Annotated in this window: 15 protein-coding genes; 6 read left to right on the plus strand and 9 right to left on the minus strand. The window is 65.7% G+C overall.

Annotated features, from left to right (window positions below):
• Positions 1–3: 3 nt before the first annotated feature.
• Both gspE and gspF read left to right on the plus strand, forming a co-directional pair.
• Entirely contained in the window at positions 4–1542 is a 1539-nt protein-coding gene (gspE, locus tag A9975_RS11285) for a type II secretion system ATPase GspE (RefSeq protein ID WP_183032759.1), read from the plus strand.
• Positions 1543–1558: 16 nt separating this feature from the next.
• A complete protein-coding gene (gspF, locus tag A9975_RS11290) occupies positions 1559–2776 on the plus strand; it encodes a type II secretion system inner membrane protein GspF (RefSeq protein ID WP_043350441.1) in 1218 nt (405 codons plus the stop codon).
• Between the two features lie 78 nt (positions 2777–2854).
• Here gspF and A9975_RS11295 read toward each other — a convergent pair whose 3' ends face one another.
• Entirely contained in the window at positions 2855–4750 is a 1896-nt protein-coding gene (locus A9975_RS11295; protein ID WP_183032760.1) for an NYN domain-containing protein, read from the minus strand.
• Positions 4751–5077: 327 nt separating this feature from the next.
• On the opposite strand from A9975_RS11295, the gene A9975_RS11300 reads away from it, so the two are divergent.
• The gene (locus A9975_RS11300; protein WP_183032761.1) at positions 5078–8671 is read left to right on the plus strand and encodes an indolepyruvate ferredoxin oxidoreductase family protein; all 3594 of its coding nucleotides are present in this window, start codon (positions 5078–5080) and stop codon (positions 8669–8671) included.
• Positions 8672–8907: 236 nt separating this feature from the next.
• On the opposite strand, the gene A9975_RS11305 is transcribed toward A9975_RS11300, so the two are convergent.
• The 8 genes from A9975_RS11305 to A9975_RS11340 all read right to left on the minus strand — a co-directional run bounded on the left by A9975_RS11305 (position 8908) and on the right by A9975_RS11340 (position 15583).
• Positions 8908–9315, minus strand: coding sequence for a hypothetical protein (locus A9975_RS11305; protein ID WP_183032762.1), 408 nt, complete (start codon positions 9313–9315; stop codon positions 8908–8910).
• A 570-nt stretch (positions 9316–9885) separates the two neighbouring features.
• Positions 9886–10713 carry a M35 family metallo-endopeptidase gene (locus A9975_RS11310; protein WP_183032763.1) on the minus strand — a complete coding sequence of 276 codons (828 nt, stop codon included), beginning with the start codon at positions 10711–10713 and terminating at the stop codon, positions 9886–9888.
• Between the two features lie 121 nt (positions 10714–10834).
• Complete coding sequence (locus tag A9975_RS11315; protein WP_183032764.1) at positions 10835–11533, minus strand: hypothetical protein; 699 nt, start codon at positions 11531–11533, stop codon at positions 10835–10837.
• A gap of 138 nt (positions 11534–11671) precedes the next feature.
• Positions 11672–12106 carry an alkyl hydroperoxide reductase gene (locus tag A9975_RS11320; RefSeq protein ID WP_183032765.1) on the minus strand — a complete coding sequence of 145 codons (435 nt, stop codon included), beginning with the start codon at positions 12104–12106 and terminating at the stop codon, positions 11672–11674.
• Complete coding sequence (locus A9975_RS11325) at positions 12103–12726, minus strand: DUF4166 domain-containing protein (protein WP_183032766.1); 624 nt, start codon at positions 12724–12726, stop codon at positions 12103–12105. The genes A9975_RS11320 and A9975_RS11325 overlap by 4 nt, the downstream gene beginning before the upstream one ends.
• On the minus strand, positions 12723–14234 hold the full coding sequence (locus A9975_RS11330; protein WP_183032767.1) for a TIGR01777 family oxidoreductase: 1512 nt from the start codon (positions 14232–14234) through the stop codon (positions 12723–12725). The genes A9975_RS11325 and A9975_RS11330 overlap by 4 nt, the downstream gene beginning before the upstream one ends.
• 93 nt (positions 14235–14327) lie before the next feature.
• Positions 14328–14876, minus strand: a complete 549-nt coding sequence (locus tag A9975_RS11335) for a GbsR/MarR family transcriptional regulator (RefSeq protein ID WP_150991189.1) — start codon at positions 14874–14876, stop codon at positions 14328–14330.
• A gap of 92 nt (positions 14877–14968) precedes the next feature.
• Positions 14969–15583 (minus strand): HD domain-containing protein, encoded by a 615-nt coding sequence (locus tag A9975_RS11340; protein WP_043350459.1) that lies wholly within the window; start codon positions 15581–15583, stop codon positions 14969–14971.
• 150 nt (positions 15584–15733) lie between these two features.
• On the opposite strand from A9975_RS11340, the gene A9975_RS11345 reads away from it, so the two are divergent.
• From A9975_RS11345 to A9975_RS11355, 3 genes are read left to right on the plus strand one after another with little or no spacing between them, the layout of a single operon-like run.
• The gene (locus tag A9975_RS11345) at positions 15734–16153 is read left to right on the plus strand and encodes a GNAT family acetyltransferase (protein WP_183032768.1); all 420 of its coding nucleotides are present in this window, start codon (positions 15734–15736) and stop codon (positions 16151–16153) included.
• Positions 16154–16180: 27 nt separating this feature from the next.
• Positions 16181–16594 carry a VOC family protein gene (locus tag A9975_RS11350; RefSeq protein WP_183032769.1) on the plus strand — a complete coding sequence of 138 codons (414 nt, stop codon included), beginning with the start codon at positions 16181–16183 and terminating at the stop codon, positions 16592–16594.
• 22 nt (positions 16595–16616) lie between these two features.
• The gene (locus A9975_RS11355) at positions 16617–17981 is read left to right on the plus strand and encodes an MFS transporter (RefSeq protein ID WP_370564388.1); all 1365 of its coding nucleotides are present in this window, start codon (positions 16617–16619) and stop codon (positions 17979–17981) included.
• Positions 17982–18094 lie beyond the last annotated feature (113 nt).

Below are 18094 nucleotides of genomic sequence, written 5' to 3' on the forward strand. Positions count from 1 at the left end.
GCCATGGCCACAAGCATCGCCCCCGCCGCCATGCCCGACGAGCCGCTGGAGCCGCCGTCGACCGTCGCCGCGCGCCTGGTCACCTACGGCTTCGCGCGCGAGGCCCGCCTGCTGATCGCGCACCAGCGCACCGACGGCCTGGAGGTGTGGGTCAGCCGCGCCACCTCGCCCGCAGCGCTGGCCGAAGTGGCACGCGTGCACGGGCCGCTGCGCCTGCGCGTGCTGGAGCCCGATGCGCTGGAGCTCGCCATGTCCGAGGCCTACAACCGCCAGGACAGCGGCAGCGCCGCGCAGGTGGTTGGCGAAGTGGAGGGCGAAGTCGACCTGTCGCGGCTGATGCAGGACATTCCCGCCGTGGAAGACCTGCTGGAGTCCGAGGACGACGCCCCCATCATCCGCATGATCAACGCGCTGCTCACCCAGGCCGCGCGCGAAGGCGCCTCCGATATCCACATCGAGCCGTTCGAGTCATCCTCGGTGGTGCGCTTCCGCGTGGACGGCACGCTGCGCGACGTGGTGCGCCCGAAGAAGGCGCTGCACGGCGCGCTGATCTCGCGCATCAAGATCATGGCGCAGCTCGACATTGCGGAAAAGCGCCTGCCGCAGGACGGCCGCATCACGCTGCGCGTGGGCGGGCGTCCCGTGGACGTGCGCGTCTCCACGCTGCCCACCGGCCACGGCGAGCGCGCGGTGCTGCGTCTGCTCGACAAGGAAGCCGGCCGCCTGGATCTCGCCAAGCTCGGCATGGCGCCGGGCACGCTGGGCGGCTTCGATCACCTGATCCGCCAGCCGCACGGCATCGTGCTGGTGACCGGGCCGACCGGCTCGGGCAAGACCACCACGCTGTACGCCGCGCTGTCGCGGCTCGATTCGCGCACCACCAACATCATGACGGTGGAAGACCCGATCGAGTACGACCTCGACGGCATTGGCCAGACCCAGGTCAACCCGCGCATCGACATGACCTTCGGCAAGGCGCTGCGGGCCATCCTGCGCCAGGATCCGGACGTGGTGATGATCGGCGAAATCCGCGACCTGGAAACCGCGCAGATCGCGGTGCAGGCCTCGCTGACGGGCCACCTGGTGCTGGCCACGCTGCACACCAACGACTCGGCTTCGGCGGTGACGCGGCTGGTCGATATGGGCATCGAGCCCTTCCTGCTGTCGTCTTCGCTGCTCGGCGTGCTGGCGCAGCGGCTGGTACGCCGGCTGTGCCAGCACTGCAAGCGCGAGGAAGTGATCGAAGTCACACCCGACGAAGCCGACGTGCTGCTGGCGCAAGGCAAACCGCTGCAACGCGTGTGGCATGCGGTGGGCTGCGACAAATGCGGCCACTCGGGCTACCAGGGGCGCATGGGCGTGTACGAGCTGCTCAGCGTGGATGACGAGATCCGCACCATGATCCACCGCCAGTCGGCCGAATCCGAAATCAAGAAGGTGGCCCTGGAGCGCGGCATGCACACCATGCGCCGCGATGCGCAGCGCTGGATCGACTCGGGCGCGACCGCGCTGGAAGAAGTCTTGCGCGTCACGCGCGACTAAGGGCGGGCCCAGAGACATGCCAGCCTATCGTTACGAGGCCGTCGACGCCGCCGGCAAGACCGATCGCGGCGTCATCGAAGCCGACAGCCCAAAGCAGGCCCGCGGCCAGTTGCGCGCGCGCGGCCTGACACCGCTCAATGTGGATCCGCTGGCAGGCGTCGGCGGCGTGCAGAAAAGCAGCACCGCTGCCTTCGTGCGCCGGCTCTCCACGCAAGAGCAAGCGCTGTTCACGCGCCAGCTCGCCAGCCTGATCGTGGCTGGCCTGCCGCTGGACGAAGCACTGGCGGCGCTGGCCGACCAGGCCGAGCGCAGCTATGTGCACGAGCTGCTGGCCGGCATCCGCGCGGACGTAGTCGGCGGCAGCTCGCTCTCGGTGGCGCTGTTGCACCATCCGCGCGATTTTCCGGATATCTACCGCGCGCTGGTTTCCGCCGGCGAGCACTCGGGCCACCTCGGCCTGGTGCTGGAGAAGCTGGCGGACTATATCGAGACGCGCAACTCGCTCACCGCCAAGATCCGGCTGGCCTTTACCTACCCCGCCATCGTCACCGTGGTGGCGTTCGCCATCGTGATCTTCCTGCTGTCCTATGTGGTGCCGCAGGTGGTGAGCGTCTTCGCCAACACCAAGCAGAAGCTGCCGACGCTGACCATCATCATGCTGGCGCTGTCGGATTTCGTGCGCAACTGGTGGTGGGCCGCGCTGGCGTTCATCGTGGCGGTGAGCCTGGGCATACGCAGCCTGCTGCGCCAGCCCGGTGTGCGCCTGGAGTGGCACCGCTGGCTGCTGACCGCGCCGCTGGTCGGCAAGCTGATCCGCGGCTATAACACCGCACGCTTCGCCAGCACGCTCGCCATCCTGGTATCCGCTGGCGTGCCAATCCTGCGCAGCCTGCAGGCAGCCGGGGAAACGCTGACCAACGAGGCGCTCAAGGCGAATGTGGATGACGCCACCACGCGGGTGCGCGAAGGCGCATCGCTGGCGCGCGCACTGGCAGCACAGAACCAGTTTCCTTCCGTGCTGGTGCATTTGATCCGCTCCGGCGAAGCCACCGGCAACCTGCCGATCATGCTGGAGCGTGCGGCGCAGGGCGAAGGCGCGGAGCTGGAGCGCCGCACGCTGTTCCTCACCAGCCTGCTCGAGCCTCTGCTGATCCTCAGCATGGGCGTGGTGGTGCTGCTGATCGTGCTGGCGGTGCTGATGCCGATCATCGAGATCAACCAGTTGGTACGGTAGTCATGCGGCTGGCGGCGCAAGCCGCCGAAATGCAAAACGGCGCCTTGCGGCGCCGTTTTGCGTTCTGACGAGTGTGGCTTATTCAGCAGCCTTCGCCGTCTTCTTCGGTGCGCGCTTGGCCGGCGCGGCAGCGGCTGCCTTCTTGGCTGCGGGCGCAGCCTTTTTGGCGGGAGCGGCGGCCTTCTTGGCCGGCGCAGCAGCCTTCTTGGCGGCTACAGCGGTCTTTTTGGCTGGTGCTTCCGCTTTCTTGGCGGCTGCATCTGCCTTTTTGGCCGGTGCCGCAGCCTTCTTGGCGGGTGCAGCGGTCTTCTTCGCGCGGGCCGGGGCCTTGGCTTTCGCCTTGACTTCAGCCACGGGCTCGACCGGCTCGGCAACCTCGACCACCTCGGCGGCTTCCACAACCGGAGCGACATCGACGACTTCGACGACCTCGGCAACCTCAACCGCTTCCACAACCGGCGCCACCTCGACAATCTCGATGAACTCAGCGGCTTCGACAACCGCCGCCACCACGGTGGACGACGGTGCCACGAAGATCGAGCTGTCGATCGGCCACGGGATCTCGCTCAGCGTGACCTCGGGCTTGGGCGGCTTGCGGCGGCGGCCACCGTTCGATTCGCCGTTTTCGCCAGCATCGGCGTCGTCCTGCTCGTCCTCGGACTCGGCGCCGTTGTAAGACTGCTCCGCGCGCTCCAGCACGTCCATCGGATCGACCACGAACGACGGGGCGGTTTCGCTAACGGGAGCCGGAGCTGCAAATTCGGGCACCGGCGCGGGCTGCACAGGCAGTGCAGCCTGTTGCGCACGCTCCGGCCGTGAGCCTTGTTGCTGCGGGAAAGGCTGGCGATCGCCACCACGCCGCTTGTTGCGGCGACTCTCGCGCCGCTCGCGGTTGTCACGGTTCTCGCGGTTCTCAGCCTGGGGGCTTTCTGCCTGGGCGTTCTCGCCCTGACGGTTCTCGCCCTGACGGTTCTCGCCCTGACGGTTCTCGCCCTGACGGTTCTCGCCCTGACGGTTCTCGCTCTGACGGCTCTCGCCTTGGCGGTTCTCGCCTTGACGATTCTCGCTCTGACGGCTCTCGCCCTGGCGGTTCTCGCCCTGGCGGTTCTCGGGCTGGCGGTTCTCGGGCTGGCGGCTTTCGGGCTGGCGGTTCTCAGCCTGGCGCTCGTCGCCCTGGCGGGGCTCGGCTTCGCCGGACTTGGAACGGCGCTTCAGGCGCACCCACAGCGTCTTGTTGTTGTTGCCGTTGCGGGTCTCGACCTCGAACAGGCCCGTGGCAGCTACCAGTTCGGAGAGCTTGCCGTAGCCGTAGTTGCGCGAGTCGAACTCGGGTGCCTGCTTGGCGATGTGGTTACCCATGCCGCCAAGCGTGGCCCAGCCGTCTTCGTCGGAGACCGCTTGCGAGGCGCTTTGCAGCAGGCGCACCAGGCGCGAATCCTGGCGCAGTTCGCCGCTGTTGCGCTTGCGCGCGGGCGCGGCGGCGCCGTCGGCTTCCGTATCGGTGTCGGTGTCGGTGTCCACGTCGCTGCGCAGCACGTCGGCAAAGATGAACTTGTCGCAGGCCGTGACGAAGGGCTTGGGCGTCTTGCGTTCGCCAAAGCCGTACACGGTCAGGCCCTGCTCGCGGATGCGCGAGGCCAGGCGGGTGAAATCGCTGTCGCTGGAGACGATGCAGAAGCCGTCGAAGCGGCCCGTGTACAGCAGGTCCATCGCGTCGATGATCATCGCGCTGTCGGTGGCGTTCTTGCCGACCGTGTAGCGGAACTGCTGGATCGGCTGGATGGAGTGCGACAGAAGGCGCTCCTTCCAGCCGGCCAGGTTGGGCTTGGTCCAGTCGCCGTAGATCCGCTTGACGGCGGCTACGCCGTACTTGGCGACTTCGGCCAGCAGGCCTTCGACGATGGCGGGCGCCGCATTGTCGGCGTCGATCAGCACAGCCAGGGTCGCAGTGCCCTGGCGGGAGGAAATAGTCATGTTGGGTCCTGGAGGCCGGTCGGCCTCGGATGGGGCGGGTTGCACCGGGGCACAATCCCTGAAGATATGGCGCACGGTCCGCATCTGCCCGTTTGTTGCGTAAACCTGTTTGCAACGCAGTGTACACGCGAAGCGTGTCCATTCGGGAAAGCACGCCTGTGTCGGGCGCGCTTTTTGCTGCGTCGCAAGGTGCCGCCCCCTTGGGGGCGGTGCTACCATGCTGCAACGAGACACGGTCGTTTTCCGCCTTCACAAGAGGCGGCATACGGTCGCCCACAACTGAAGTGAGTCGGTGATCCCGACTGCATGCCCCATAGAGGAGCACCTATGAATGCCCCCCTGACCCCTCCGGTCAGCGACGCCATCCGCCGCGCGCTCGCAAACGTTTCCCTGGAAGACAAATACACGCTGGAGCGTGGCCGCGTATATATCAGCGGCACGCAGGCGCTGGTACGCCTGCCGATGCTGCAGCGCGAGCGCGACCGCGCCGCCGGCCTGAACACGGCTGGCTTTATCTCTGGTTACCGTGGCTCCCCGCTAGGCGCGCTGGACCAGTCGCTATGGAAGGCCAAGCAGCATCTGGCCGCGCACGACATCGTGTTCCAGGCGGGATTGAATGAAGACCTGGCTGCCACCTCGGTATGGGGCTCGCAGCAGGTGAATATGTATCCGGACGCCAAGTTCGAGGGCGTGTTCGGCATGTGGTACGGCAAGGGCCCGGGCGTGGACCGCACGAGCGACGTGTTCAAGCACGCCAACTCCGCCGGCTCCTCGAAGCACGGCGGCGTGCTGGTGCTGGCGGGCGACGATCACGCCGCCAAATCGTCCACGCTGGCGCACCAGTCCGAGCACATCTTCAAGGCCTGCGGCCTGCCGGTGCTCTATCCCTCGAACGTGCAGGAGTACCTCGACTACGGCCTGCATGCCTGGGCCATGAGCCGCTACTCCGGCCTGTGGGTGTCGATGAAATGCGTGACCGATGTGGTGGAGTCATCGGCATCGGTGGAACTGGATCCGCATCGCGTGGAAATCGTGCTGCCGCAGGATTTCATCCTGCCGCCGGGCGGCCTCAATATCCGCTGGCCCGATCCGCCGCTGGAACAGGAAGCGCGCCTGCTGGACTACAAGTGGTACGCCGGCCTGGCCTATGTGCGCGCCAACAAGATCGACCGCATCGAGATCGATTCGCCGCACGCCCGCTTCGGCATCATGACGGGCGGCAAGGCCTATCTCGACACGCGCCAGGCGCTGGCCAACCTGGGCCTGGACGACGAGACCTGCGCGCGCATCGGCATCCGCCTGTACAAGGTGGGCTGCGTGTGGCCGCTGGAAGCGCATGGCGCGCGCGCCTTTGCCGAAGGCCTGCAGGAAATCCTGGTGGTCGAGGAAAAGCGCCAGATCATGGAGTACGCGCTCAAGGAAGAGCTGTACAACTGGCGCGACGATGTGCGCCCCAAGGTCTACGGCAAGTTTGACGAAAAAGACAACGCAGGCGGCGAATGGTCGATCCCGCAGAGCAACTGGCTGCTGCCGGCGCACTATGAACTGTCGCCCGCCATCATCGCGCGCGCCATCGCCACGCGGCTCGAAAAGTCCGAACTGCCGTCGGACGTGCGCGCCCGCATTGCCGCGCGCATCGCGGTGATCGAGGCCAAGGAAAAAGCCATGGCCGTGCCGCGCGTGGCGGCCGAGCGCAAGCCCTGGTTCTGCTCGGGCTGCCCGCACAATACGTCGACCAACGTGCCCGAAGGCTCGCGCGCGCTGGCCGGCATCGGCTGCCATTACATGACGGTGTGGATGGACCGCAGCACCAGCACCTTCAGCCAGATGGGCGGCGAAGGCGTGGCATGGATCGGGCAAGCGCCCTTCGCCGGCGACAAGCATGTGTTCGCCAACCTGGGCGACGGCACCTACTTCCACTCCGGCCTGCTGGCGATTCGCGCATCGATCGCGGCAGGCGTCAACATCACCTACAAGATCCTCTACAACGACGCCGTCGCCATGACCGGCGGCCAGCCGATCGACGGCAAGCTGTCGGTGCAGGATGTGGCCTTCCAGGTGGCAGCCGAGGGCGCGAAGAAGATCGTCGTCGTCACCGACGAGCCGGAAAAATACAGCGCCGCCATCAAGCTGCCGCAAGGCGTGGAAGTGCACCACCGCGACGAGCTCGACAAGATCCAGCGCGAACTGCGCGAGGTGCCCGGCGCCACCATCCTGATCTACGACCAGACCTGCGCCACCGAAAAGCGCCGGCGCCGCAAGCGCGGCACCTACCCCGATCCGGCCAAGCGCGCCTTCATCAACGACGCGGTCTGCGAAGGCTGCGGCGATTGCTCGGTGAAGTCGAACTGCCTGTCGGTGGAGCCGCTGGAAACGGAGCTTGGCACCAAGCGGCAGATCAACCAGTCGTCCTGCAACAAGGACTTCTCGTGCGTCAACGGCTTCTGCCCGAGCTTCGTCACGGCAGAAGGCGCACAGGTGAAGAAGCCCGAGCGCCACGGCGTGTCGATGGACAACCTGCCGGCCTTGCCGCAACCGGCACTGCCCGGCCTTGAGCATCCCTACGGCGTGCTGGTCACGGGCGTGGGCGGCACCGGCGTGGTCACCATCGGCGGCCTGCTCGGCATGGCCGCGCACCTGGAAAACAAGGGCGTAACCGTGCTCGACATGGCCGGCCTGGCGCAAAAGGGCGGCGCGGTGCTCTCGCACGTGCAGATTGCCGCGCACCCGGACCAGCTCCACGCCACCCGCATCGCCATGGGCGAAGCGGACCTGGTGATTGGCTGCGATGCCATCGTCAGCGCCACCGACGATGTCATCTCCAAGACCCAGGTAGGACGCACGCGCGCCATCGTCAACACGGCACAGACGCCGACCGCCGAGTTCATCAAGAATCCCAAGTGGCAGTTCCCCGGCCTGTCGGCGGAACAGGATGTGCGCAACGCAGTGGGCGAAGCTTGCGACTTCATCAACGCCAGCGGCCTGGCCGTGGCGCTGATCGGCGACGCCATCTTCACCAACCCGCTGGTGCTGGGCTACGCCTGGCAAAAGGGCTGGCTGCCGCTATCGCTGGACGCGCTGGTGCGCGCCATCGAGCTCAACGGCACTGCGGTGGAAAAGAACAAGGCCGCCTTCGACTGGGGCCGCCACATGGCGCACGACCCGGAGCACGTGCTGTCGCTCACCGGCAAGCTGCGCAACACCGCCGAAGGCGCGGAAGTGGTCAAGCTGCCCACCTCGTCCGGCGCCTTGCTGGAAAAGCTGATCGCACACCGCGCCGAGCACCTCACTGCCTATCAGGATGCCGCTTACGCGCAGGTCTTCCGCGACGCGGTGAACCGTGTGCGCGCAGCGGAAAGCGCACTGGTTGGCAGTGGCAAGCCGCTGCCGCTGACCGAAGCGGCGGCACGCAACTTGTCCAAGCTGATGGCCTACAAGGACGAGTATGAAGTCGCGCGCCTTTATACCGATCCCGTCTTCCTCGACAAGCTGCGCAACCAGTTCGAAGGCGAGCCCGGGCGCGACTATCAGCTTAATTTCTGGCTGGCGCCACCGCTGATGGCCAAGCGCGACGAGAAGGGGCATCTTGTGAAGCGCCGCTTCGGCCCCTCCACCATGAAGCTCTTCGGCGTGCTGGCCAAGCTCAAAGGCCTGCGCGGCGGCGTGTTCGATGTGTTCGGCAAGACCGCCGAGCGCCGCACCGAACGCGCCCTGATCGGCGAGTATCGTGCGTTGCTGGAGGAGCTGACGAGCGGCCTGAGCGCGGCCAACCATGCAACCGCGATCACGCTGGCCAGCCTGCCGGACGACATTCGCGGCTTCGGGCACGTCAAGGACGACAACCTGGCGAAGGTGCGTACGCGCTGGACGGCGCTGCTGGAGCAGTTCCGGCATCCGGAGTCGGCGCAGCAGGTGGCTTGAGTTTTAGGTTGAACGGGGCGCTGCCGCGAAGGGGCGCTCCGGTTGCTGTCGGGCCCCACATTTTTCGGAAATGTGGGGTTTTTTTGTTTCCGGCGCGGCTGCTGTCGGAGCCAATTCTTGCTTCGCACGGCAAGATGGCACTGTGCACTCGTTATGCGGAACTCAGTGTCCTTCGTCCCGCAGCGCCTGAATCGCATTGACCGACTTTTCCGTCCGCTGACGGCCAAACCTGGCCCTTACTGGTGAGCGATGCCGGTATCTTCTGGCATCGGCAACCCGGTGAACTTCACCCTATGAGTAGGCATGTCGCAACAGGCATGCGGGCACGCAGGAAGAAAATCGACCCCTACCGCGCGACCTGACTCCCCCATTGCGGGATCATCCAGGAACGTTGCCCTTGCGCTGGTATGAATCCTTGTGGGATTGAATCCCCGGCTGACAAGAAAGTGGCGAACTGTCTCGGCACGCGCGCTGACAAGTCGCCTCCCACCGGTATCGCCACCGACCAGATATGCCGCAATGAAGAAATAGTCGTAGTTCGGGTAGTGAACCCGCAGGTCCGCGAGCCAAGTCCCAAGCTTGAGTGCCACACTGGCATTCAGCGTGTGTACATTCTTCGGGAACTGAAGGTCTACTCCCTTCACGCGTGGACTGCAAGCGAAGGCCACGCTATTCGACAGGCACATCGCCAGCATGGCACATCCGACCCACCGCCGATACGAACTCACCGATCCTGGTCTATTTCCGTTGGTCATGATTCCCCCGATCAGCTTGTTTCGCATCAATTGGTTGTGGCCCAGGACAGCACGGATGGGGGCAGCGCGGGATGATTGAAATCTCCGCAACATTGGTGAGGTGGCGCAGTTCCGGACCTGGCCTCAGGCCGTCGCTAAATCTACGGACAGCTGATTCCTCAATGTCCACCTTGTCGATACCCATATTCGAAAGCGTAGACAACAGGTTTTTTCGCCTCTGCTCCGCCAGCTTGGCTGACACACCTACGCGCGCATTCTGGCGAACATAGACCAGATACTTCCCTCCACTCGGGAGCCACAGTCTAAGTTGCGCCCGCCAATTTGCCAGACGCATGACCTCACTTGCCGATAGATCAGATCGACCATTTGAAAACACGGGCTCGTAGTCAACATACCCCAAGGTGCACCCCATTGTGGGAAGTGAAAACAAGAATACAGTCGCAACGAGTAGCTGTTTCACTATGGCCTCCATACCGGCGTCAATCCATCCCAATTTGGAATGTTTGCAACATAGGCAGCGATACTATCCGCATTATTCAGGCAGAACTTATCACGAGCAGCCTGCTTTTGTGCCCACTTGATATTGCTCCATGAATCCTCCGTATTCATTGCAGATGGAAAATGCGACACCTCATGAATCAAAGTCGTTAGTTTGGAATCATTGGCCGATGGAGTAACATTATTTCGATTAGCCTCATCCGGCATCGTGCAGAAAAGGTGTCCAATAAAAATTGAATACGTCCCGTCCGGCTTGCAGATGGAGGCGGCCGCTGGAATCTCATCACCCTTCGCGCGCGGCACGCACCCAACCCGGGCGAGCGCTTCCTTTGTTTGGCGCTCATAGTTCCTGTCAGTCAGCCCACGCATGATCTCCCGCATCCGGGCCAGCCCGTCACGCAACGTTTGCCGCGTATCCTCCCTCGCATTGCCAAACCAAAGCCTGACCTTGTCCTGATCCGCCCGGTTCCACCGGTCCGACTCGACCAGTCGATCACCCATCAGGCGCACAGCCTTGTCGCGCAGCCGGTTCATCGTGGAATAGAACTCCGCGTTGCTCATGTTCTGGCAGATCAGCGTGGGATCGTCTTCCGACGTTGACTGGGGCGCCCCCTCCACCAGTTTGTTCGATGCCTCCACCGGCGCGGCGGCAGCGCTATGCGTCGGCACAGGCGTGCGACCTCCACGCGTCACGTGAATCGTGAAGGTGTTCTGCGAGGCGATGACGAACGGCTTGACGGCACACTTGCAGTTGAAGCGTGCGCCTTCCACCAGGATCTGCTTGTCCATCAGGCTGAAGGCCGGATAGCAATCGTTGGTGACAGCGCCACCGCTCGTGCACACCGGGCAGGTGGCAAAGTCCCCCTCGACGCCGACCTGGGGCTACGGTCATCAACCTGAAGCCGACCATTCAGGCATTCACCTTGCGGACCGGTTCTCCGAAGAAAACCTCGATGGGCACGAAGTGCCATTGCGCGGCTTCTGGGTCGTAGAGGGCAACCTGGTTGATCTGCGCGCCCGCGGGGACCGTTCCTGGCATGCGCTGTATGGCCAGCGCCACGGCCTGATGCCGCTGCTGCTCCGTCCAGGCGTCCAGCAGGCAATGCGCATCCGCGTGCGCGAAGAGCCCGGCGTGTTCGCGCAGGCGTTCGTACCTGGCAATGCCTTGCTGGTCGATCTCGAGGTCGATGGCATCGCGCCGCGCTGGGGGGATCTCTTCGGTCTGCACCATGCAAACGCTGGCGAGCGCGCCTTTGCGCCGGACCACGATGCGCCCATCGCTCGCAGCCCAGCCGCAGTGCAGGTTGATATGGAGCTTTCCGCCGCCATCCCGGATCAGCGTCCGGGGATCGAAAGCCGCCGCAGGCACGACGTGATACGGCTTGCCCGGGCTGGACACGAACGCCGCGTTCAGCAGAGCGTCAAAGGGCGAGATATGGACGGCCAGTGCCGAGCCGGCATCGGCATTGCCCTCCTCCACGAATTCGCAGGACGCGTTGCACCAGTCCGGCTGGCCTTCCCCCGGCGCGTAGTTGATCAGCACGAACAGCGCTGGCCGGGTATGCAGAACGTGCCCGCATGGGCGAAAGGGCGTGTTGGGCAGCGCCATAAAAGTGCACCTCCTATAGGTTACATTCGGGGTGCCTCAATCTATACCCAACACGGTGCGATAAAAGAGTAGGAAATTTCTGCTTTTGCTTGGGGATTGCGCAAAAGCAGGGGTAAAGATAGGGCTGACGCAGCAATATCAGCGGTCCCGATGCTTCAATGCGAACAGCGTCATCCCCCAGAACGGCACCCACCAGATCAGGTCGCTGCACAGCACGAACAAGCCGCTGCGCCATTCGAAGACGCCGGTCAGCGCGCCATGCAAGAAGCCCAGCGGCCCCAGGGTCTTGCCCACCAGTCCCACCACCACCAGCGGCCAGTAGCGCAGCATGTCCTGCGCCGCGATCCAGTAGCCCAGTGCGTAGACACCCACCATCATGCCGATGCAGCGGATCATGGCGTCGGGCGTGGCCGGCATGCCCAGCCAGTCGAAGATCTGCGACGGCCACAGGCTCAGCGCAATCGCGTAGAGCAGGTTATAGACGGCTGCCAGCCGCAGTACGGCGGGCATCCACGCCGGTACGCGGGGCAGGCTGACGGACGCATGGCGCCCGATGGTTGGGTTGGACTTCACGGCACATTCTCCAGGTAAGTATCGGGTTCGGATTCAGGTTCGGATTCAGGTTCAAGTTCAGGGTCGCGGATGGTCAGCACGCCGTCATAGCGCAGCAGGTAGCCCAGGCGTGGCGCCCATATGCGCACGTCGCAGCGATAGCTGTGCGCATCCCGTGCGCGTTCGCTGGCCAGCACGTGCAGCCACGGCACGGTCAGGCCGAACAGGCTGACGCCGCGGCTGGCCTGCCACAGCCGGCCGGTGCCATCGACACGCGTTGCCAGCACGATTGCCAGCGGCCCCATGCGTTCCGTCACCTGCCCGGCGCGCGCGAGCCGCATGCGGCTCGCCACGATGTGCCCGCCGATGCTGCGGTGCCAGCGCTCGCCGGCGGGCTCCGGCGAGATGGTCACAAGGGTCGGCGCCGCCGCCGTGGGCCGGGGCAGCGCCGACAGCCGCATCAGCGCGCGCAGCCAGCGCCGCGCGCTCCAGCGCACTCTTAGCGTGCCGCGCAGGTGCACGCCCTCGGCACGGTGCACGCGCTGCAGCACCGGCGGCAGGCTGGCAAGGGCGGCACCCAGCATGGTCCCGTACAGGCTTTGCGGGCCAGCGTCCGTGCCATGCGCGGCTAACGTGTTCATCGACGTGCCCGCCCGTTGCCAAGCAGGTCCTCCAGCGCCAGTTGCAGGGTCGGGAAGCGGAAGGCGTAGCCCTCCTGCTGCAGGCGCGCCGGCGCCACGCGCAGCCCGTCGAGCAGCAGCGTGGCCTGCTCGCCCAACGCCAGCCGCATCGGCCATGCGGGCGTGGGCATGAAGGCGGGCCGGCGCAGCAGCGTAGCCGCCGCGCGCACAAACCCGGCCTGGCTCGGGGTATCCGGCGCGACCAGGTTATAGGTGGCGACGGCCGCCGGGGCGGCTTGCGCGGCGTCGCCCCGGCAGAGCCAGGCGATCACGCCTAGCACGTCGTGGATGTGTACCCAGCTCTGCGCTTGCCGGCCGCTGCCCATCGGGCCGCCGAGGCCGAGCCACACCGGCATCAGCATGGCGGGCAGCGCGCCTTGATGGCCATAGACCACGCCAAGGCGCAGGATGGCTAGCGGGATGCCCAGCGGCGTCACGGCGCGGGCCGCGTCCTCCCACTGCTGGCACAACTGCGAGGCAAAGATGTCCTGCGGCGCGCTGGCCTCCGTACGCTGGCTCAGGTCGTCGTCACCCTGGATGCCGTAGAAGCCCACCGCCGAGCCATTGATCATCAGGCGCGGCCGGTGCGCCGCGGCGGCCAGCCACGCTGCCAGCGCGCGCGTGGTGCCCACTCGGCTTTCCACCAGGCTGCGCTTGCGCGCGGCACTCCAGCGCGGGCCGAGGATCGGCGCGCCGGCAAGGTTGATCACCACATCGAAGCGCACGGCCGGATCGATCTGCGCCAGCGAGCCGACGCATGCGGCGCGGCCGTCGAACAACTGTGCAGCCACGCGCGGGTTGCGCGCCCAGATCGTCACCCGATGGCCATCGGCCAGCAGCGAGCGCACCAGTGCCTGCCCGATAAAGCCGGTGCCGCCGGTCAGCAGGAACAATTGCGCGCGCCGGGAGGGATCGGCGCCAGCGAAATCGAACGACGGCGCAGCACCGGCGCGGGCCGCCAGCGAGCGGCTTGCGAACGCATCGCGCACGCCGGAGGCGGCCACGCCGAGCGCGAACACGCTCAGCACCCAGCTTTGCCAGCCTTGCGGATGGAAGTGCAGGCCCGATGGCAGTTCCCACCAGGCTTGCGAATGCCAGGCCAGCAGGCCAAAGATCACGCCGCCGTTGATGGCCAGCACGGTATGTGTCACCCGCTCGCTCGGCGGCAGGCTGCGGGTCTGGTCTTCCACCACGAAGTCGCGCAGCGTGAGCAGGATCTCGATGGCAACGATGGCCCATAGCGGCACCAGCCAGGCGCCGCCCCAGGCAAACCAAGCCAGGCCGCCAAACAGCACGCCGTACAGCACCGCCCGGATCGCGTGCAGGCGCAGCTCCGGCGCGGCGTTGTGCTGCTGCGGCAAGGCGCAGCGCAGTTCGTGATGCCAGACGGTATCGAAGGCACCCATCAATCCCTGCGCGATCAGCAGGTTGAGGATGACGGTGTAGAGCGTGCCGCTGGTGGGGTCCATCTCAAGCATCCTTATTTACATTAATTTCTGTCTTAAGAGAAATATCTGGTCAAAAAAAGCGGCCACCGCGGCGGCCTGCTTTTCATGCCCGTGCTACTTGCCGGCTTCGCGGGCGCGCTGGTCGCCGCGTACCAGCTTCTGGATACGCGCGCCGAGCTTCATCACCTTGACCAGGGTATCGGGCGAGAGGCGCAGCATTTCGTCGCCCCAGCTGCCCAGCGTTTCCATCAGCTGCAAGGTGGCGATGATGCGCTTTTGCACTTCCTTGCTCTCCTTGGCGAACGCGGGATTGTTCACGCATTCGTGCAAGGCATCGATAGTGGGATCGAACTCGCGCTGCTTGCGCTCGCGTACCACGGTGCGGAACAGGTCCCACACATCGGTGATGGTCTCGAAGTGATCGCGCCGGTCGCCCATCATGTGCACGGTGCGGATCAGCTTCCAGTTCTGCAACTCCTTCAGGCTGTTGCTGACGTTGGAGCGTGCGACGTTGAGCGTGTCGGCGATTTCCTCGGCCGGCAGCGGATGCTCGGCAAGGAACAGCAGGGCGTGAATCTGCGCGACGGTGCGATTGACGCCCCACTTTGAGCCCATTTCGCCCCAGTGCAGGACGAAGCGTTGTGCGACTGGTTGAAGTTCCATGCCTGACAGTTTATCTGTTCGGAAATTTCCGTCAAGACAGAAATTCAACTTCCTGCAGTCAGCTTCCTTCAGTCAACCTATGGCGGCCAGGTTCAGGCCGGCTGCGCCAGCGTGCTCTCGTTCTCCTTCACGTACATCGAGTTGCGCGGGCGCGCGAACACGCGCCGCACCATCGGCTCGAAGAACGACAGCGGCAGCGTGTCGTAGTCCTGCATGAAGGCCGCGCCGTCGTACTTGGCGCAGAACTCCGCGGTGCGCTCGAACAGCGCGGGCTGGTCGCGGAATTGCTCGCGCAGGTTGCGGTCCAGGCCCAGGTGATGGAAGAAGTAGTAGCCCTGGAACACGCCGTGCTTCTCCACCATCCACAGATTCTCCGGGCTGACGAAGGGCTTGAGGATGGCGGCGGCGATGTCGGGATGGTTGAAGCTGCCGAGCGTGTCGCCGATATCGTGCAGCAGCGCGCATACCACGTACTCCTCGTCGCGCCCGTCGCGGTGGGCCAGCGTGGCGGTCTGCAGGCAGTGGGTCAGGCGGTCGATGGGAAAGCCGCCGCAGTCGCCGTCGAGCAGCCGCAGGTGATCGAGCACGCGGTCGGCCAGCGCCTGCGCGAAGGGCATGAACTCGGCGGATATCGCCGCCCAGTCCTCGCGCGTGCCTTGTTCCATGTGGCTGAAGGTGGCGCGGGCGTGCGTGGTCGTTTCGCTCATTGTGGGGTCTCCGTGCAGGCTGATCCTGCTTGTTTTGTTTGTGATGAACAACGATTGAACAAACATTGAGCAACGATTCTGGCACAGGTTTGGCGGCTACACTGTCAAGGACTTAACATTGCCGCCGCATGCCGCGGCGCATCAATCCGCATGCAGATCCGCCCTTACCTGGCCACCGACGAAGCCGCCATCATCGACCTCTGGCAAGCCTGTGGCCTGACCCGGCCGTGGAACGACCCGAAGAAGGACATTGCCCGCAAGCTGACCGAGCAGCCCGAGCTGTTCCTGGTGGGCGAAGTGGAGGGCCGCCCGGTGGCATCGGCCATGGTCGGCTTTGACGGCCATCGCGGCTGGGTCTACTACCTGGCGGTGCACCCGGATCACCAGCGCCGCGATTGCGGCCGCCGCCTGATGGCGCACGCCGAGCAGTTGCTGATCGAGCGCGGCTGCCCCAAGATCAACCTGCTGGTGCGCACTGGCAACAGCAAGGTCATCGACTTCTACCGCAGCCTCGGGTACGCGCAGGACGAGGCGGTCAGCCTGGGCAAGCGGCTGATTCCGGATATCTGAGCGCTGGGAGCGCAGGGAGTTTTGGCCATGTTCCGCATCCTCGGCATTGATCACCTAGTCCTGCGTACCGGCAACGTGACGGCGCTCATGCGCTTTTACGTGGACGTGCTTGGCTGCAGCGTCGAACGTGTGCAGGCGGAATTCGGCCTGATCCAGTTACGCGCGGGCGGCGGGCTGATCGACCTGGTCGCGTTGGACGGTCCGCTGGGCCGTGCCGGCGGCGCCGGGCCGGGCCGGGAAGGCCGCAACCTCGACCACTTCTGCCTGCGCCTCGATCCGTTCGATGCCGATGCGATCGGCGCCCACTTGCGCGCGCACGGCGTGGAGCCGGGTCCCGTGGAGATGCGCTTCGGCGCGGAAGGCAAAGGCCCGTCGATCTACGTGCACGACCCGGACGGCAATATGGTGGAGCTCAAAGGGCCGCCTACGGGTCAGCAATAGCCGCCAGGTCATGTGACGCAAGGTGGGCATTCCGCCTGGATGCCCGCTACAATTCCCGTTCACCCCTCGCCGCCCAGCGCGCCATCCGCCTCCTCACGGCGGCCATCGTCCGGCGGTACATACCGCGTCCAGGCGCGCCATGACACGACAAGACGCCCCACCCGGCCCACGCGCCATCTCGCCACGCCAGCTGGTCTGGACCCTTGGCATCACCGAAACGATTTCCTGGGGCACGCTGTATTTCGCCTTCACCGTGTTCATCGGGCCGATGAGCGCGACGCTGGGCTACTCCAAGCCCTTCCTTGCCGGCGGCTACTCGCTCGGGCTGCTGGTCTGGGCGATGTGCTCGTTCGCGGTGGGCCGCCTGCTCGACCGCGTGCCGGCGCGCGCCGTGATGTGCACGGGCTCCGTGCTGGCCGGCGGCGGCCTGCTGCTGTGGGCGTGGAGCCCGAACCAGGCGGCCTTCCTGCTGATGTGGATACCGATCGGGCTGGCCATGGCGACCACGCTGTACGAGCCCGCCTTCGTCGTGCTGCGCCAGGCCTTTGGCGATGGCTACCAGAAGTCCATCGTCACCGTGACGCTGATGGCGGGCTTTGCCAGCACCATCTTCGTGCCGCTGGCGCAATGGCTGGTGCTGCACCTGGGCTGGCGCGAGACGCTGCTGTGCTTCGCCGGGCTCAACCTCTTCGTCTGCGCGCCCTTGCACGCCCGCCTGCGCTATGCGGCGCATGCCACCTACGCGGCCGCGCCCGCGCCGGCCCCGCTGGCGGATGCCGCGCAACCTGGCATCGCCAGGATCGCGCTGCGCCAGCCGGTGTTCTGGGCGGTGGTGCTGGCCTTCACCGCGCTGGCGGTGATTGCCTCGCTGCTGGGCGCCCACCTGATCCCGATGCTGACCGAAAAGGGCCTGCCGCTGGGCGAGCAACTGGTGGTGGCGGCGCTGATCGGCCCGGCGCAGGTGCTCGGCCGCCTGGTGATGATGCGTTTTCCCGTGCGCCACCCGCTGCGGCTGTCGCTGCCGGTCTATCTGGTGATGTGCCTGGGCCTGCTGTGCTTTGCGCTCGGCTATGGCAAATGGCTGATGCTGGCGGCGGTGCTGTACGGCTGCGCCAACGGCATCAACACCATGCTGCGCGCCATGGCCATGCCGGAACTGATCTCGCGCCACCATTACGCCACCCTCAACGGCCTGATGATGACGCCGGTGCTGCTGATGCAAGCCGCCGCGCCCTGGCTGGGCGCATTGCTGTGGCGCGCCGCGGGCGGCTACTGGCTGATGCTGTGGGTGATGGTGGCGCTGGCGCTGATGGCGCTGGCAGCTTTCGGCTTTGCCCTGCACCGGCGCGGGCTGCTGCGCACGGCCAGCCACACGGCGGCGGCGTAGCCGGCCCCGCTGGCTACGCCGCCGCCGGTCATGCGCCCGACGCACCGATGTGCGACGATGCAGGGCTCGATTACCCTGCCGCGCCCGCCAGGGCACCCCCCGCGCCGTCCGGC

It is taken from the genome of Cupriavidus sp. UME77 (assembly GCF_014170355.1).
Classification (GTDB): Bacteria; Pseudomonadota; Gammaproteobacteria; order Burkholderiales; family Burkholderiaceae; genus Cupriavidus; species Cupriavidus basilensis.

Bases quoted from the DNA above. Each gene is read 5' to 3' on its own strand.
- gspE (WP_183032759.1), top strand. From the start codon at position 4: ATGGCCACAAGCATCGCCCCCGCCGCCATGCCCGACGAGCCGCTGGAG.
- gspF (WP_043350441.1), top strand. From the start codon at position 1,559: ATGCCAGCCTATCGTTACGAGGCCGTCGACGCCGCCGGCAAGACCGAT.
- A9975_RS11295 (WP_183032760.1), bottom strand. From the start codon at position 4,750: ATGACTATTTCCTCCCGCCAGGGCACTGCGACCCTGGCTGTGCTGATC.
- A9975_RS11300 (WP_183032761.1), top strand. From the start codon at position 5,078: ATGAATGCCCCCCTGACCCCTCCGGTCAGCGACGCCATCCGCCGCGCG.
- A9975_RS11310 (WP_183032763.1), bottom strand. From the start codon at position 10,713: ATGGACAAGCAGATCCTGGTGGAAGGCGCACGCTTCAACTGCAAGTGT.
- A9975_RS11315 (WP_183032764.1), bottom strand. From the start codon at position 11,533: ATGGCGCTGCCCAACACGCCCTTTCGCCCATGCGGGCACGTTCTGCAT.
- A9975_RS11325 (WP_183032766.1), bottom strand. From the start codon at position 12,726: ATGAACACGTTAGCCGCGCATGGCACGGACGCTGGCCCGCAAAGCCTG.
- A9975_RS11330 (WP_183032767.1), bottom strand. From the start codon at position 14,234: ATGGACCCCACCAGCGGCACGCTCTACACCGTCATCCTCAACCTGCTG.
- A9975_RS11335 (WP_150991189.1), bottom strand. From the start codon at position 14,876: ATGGAACTTCAACCAGTCGCACAACGCTTCGTCCTGCACTGGGGCGAA.
- A9975_RS11340 (WP_043350459.1), bottom strand. From the start codon at position 15,583: ATGAGCGAAACGACCACGCACGCCCGCGCCACCTTCAGCCACATGGAA.
- A9975_RS11345 (WP_183032768.1), top strand. From the start codon at position 15,734: ATGCAGATCCGCCCTTACCTGGCCACCGACGAAGCCGCCATCATCGAC.
- A9975_RS11350 (WP_183032769.1), top strand. From the start codon at position 16,181: ATGTTCCGCATCCTCGGCATTGATCACCTAGTCCTGCGTACCGGCAAC.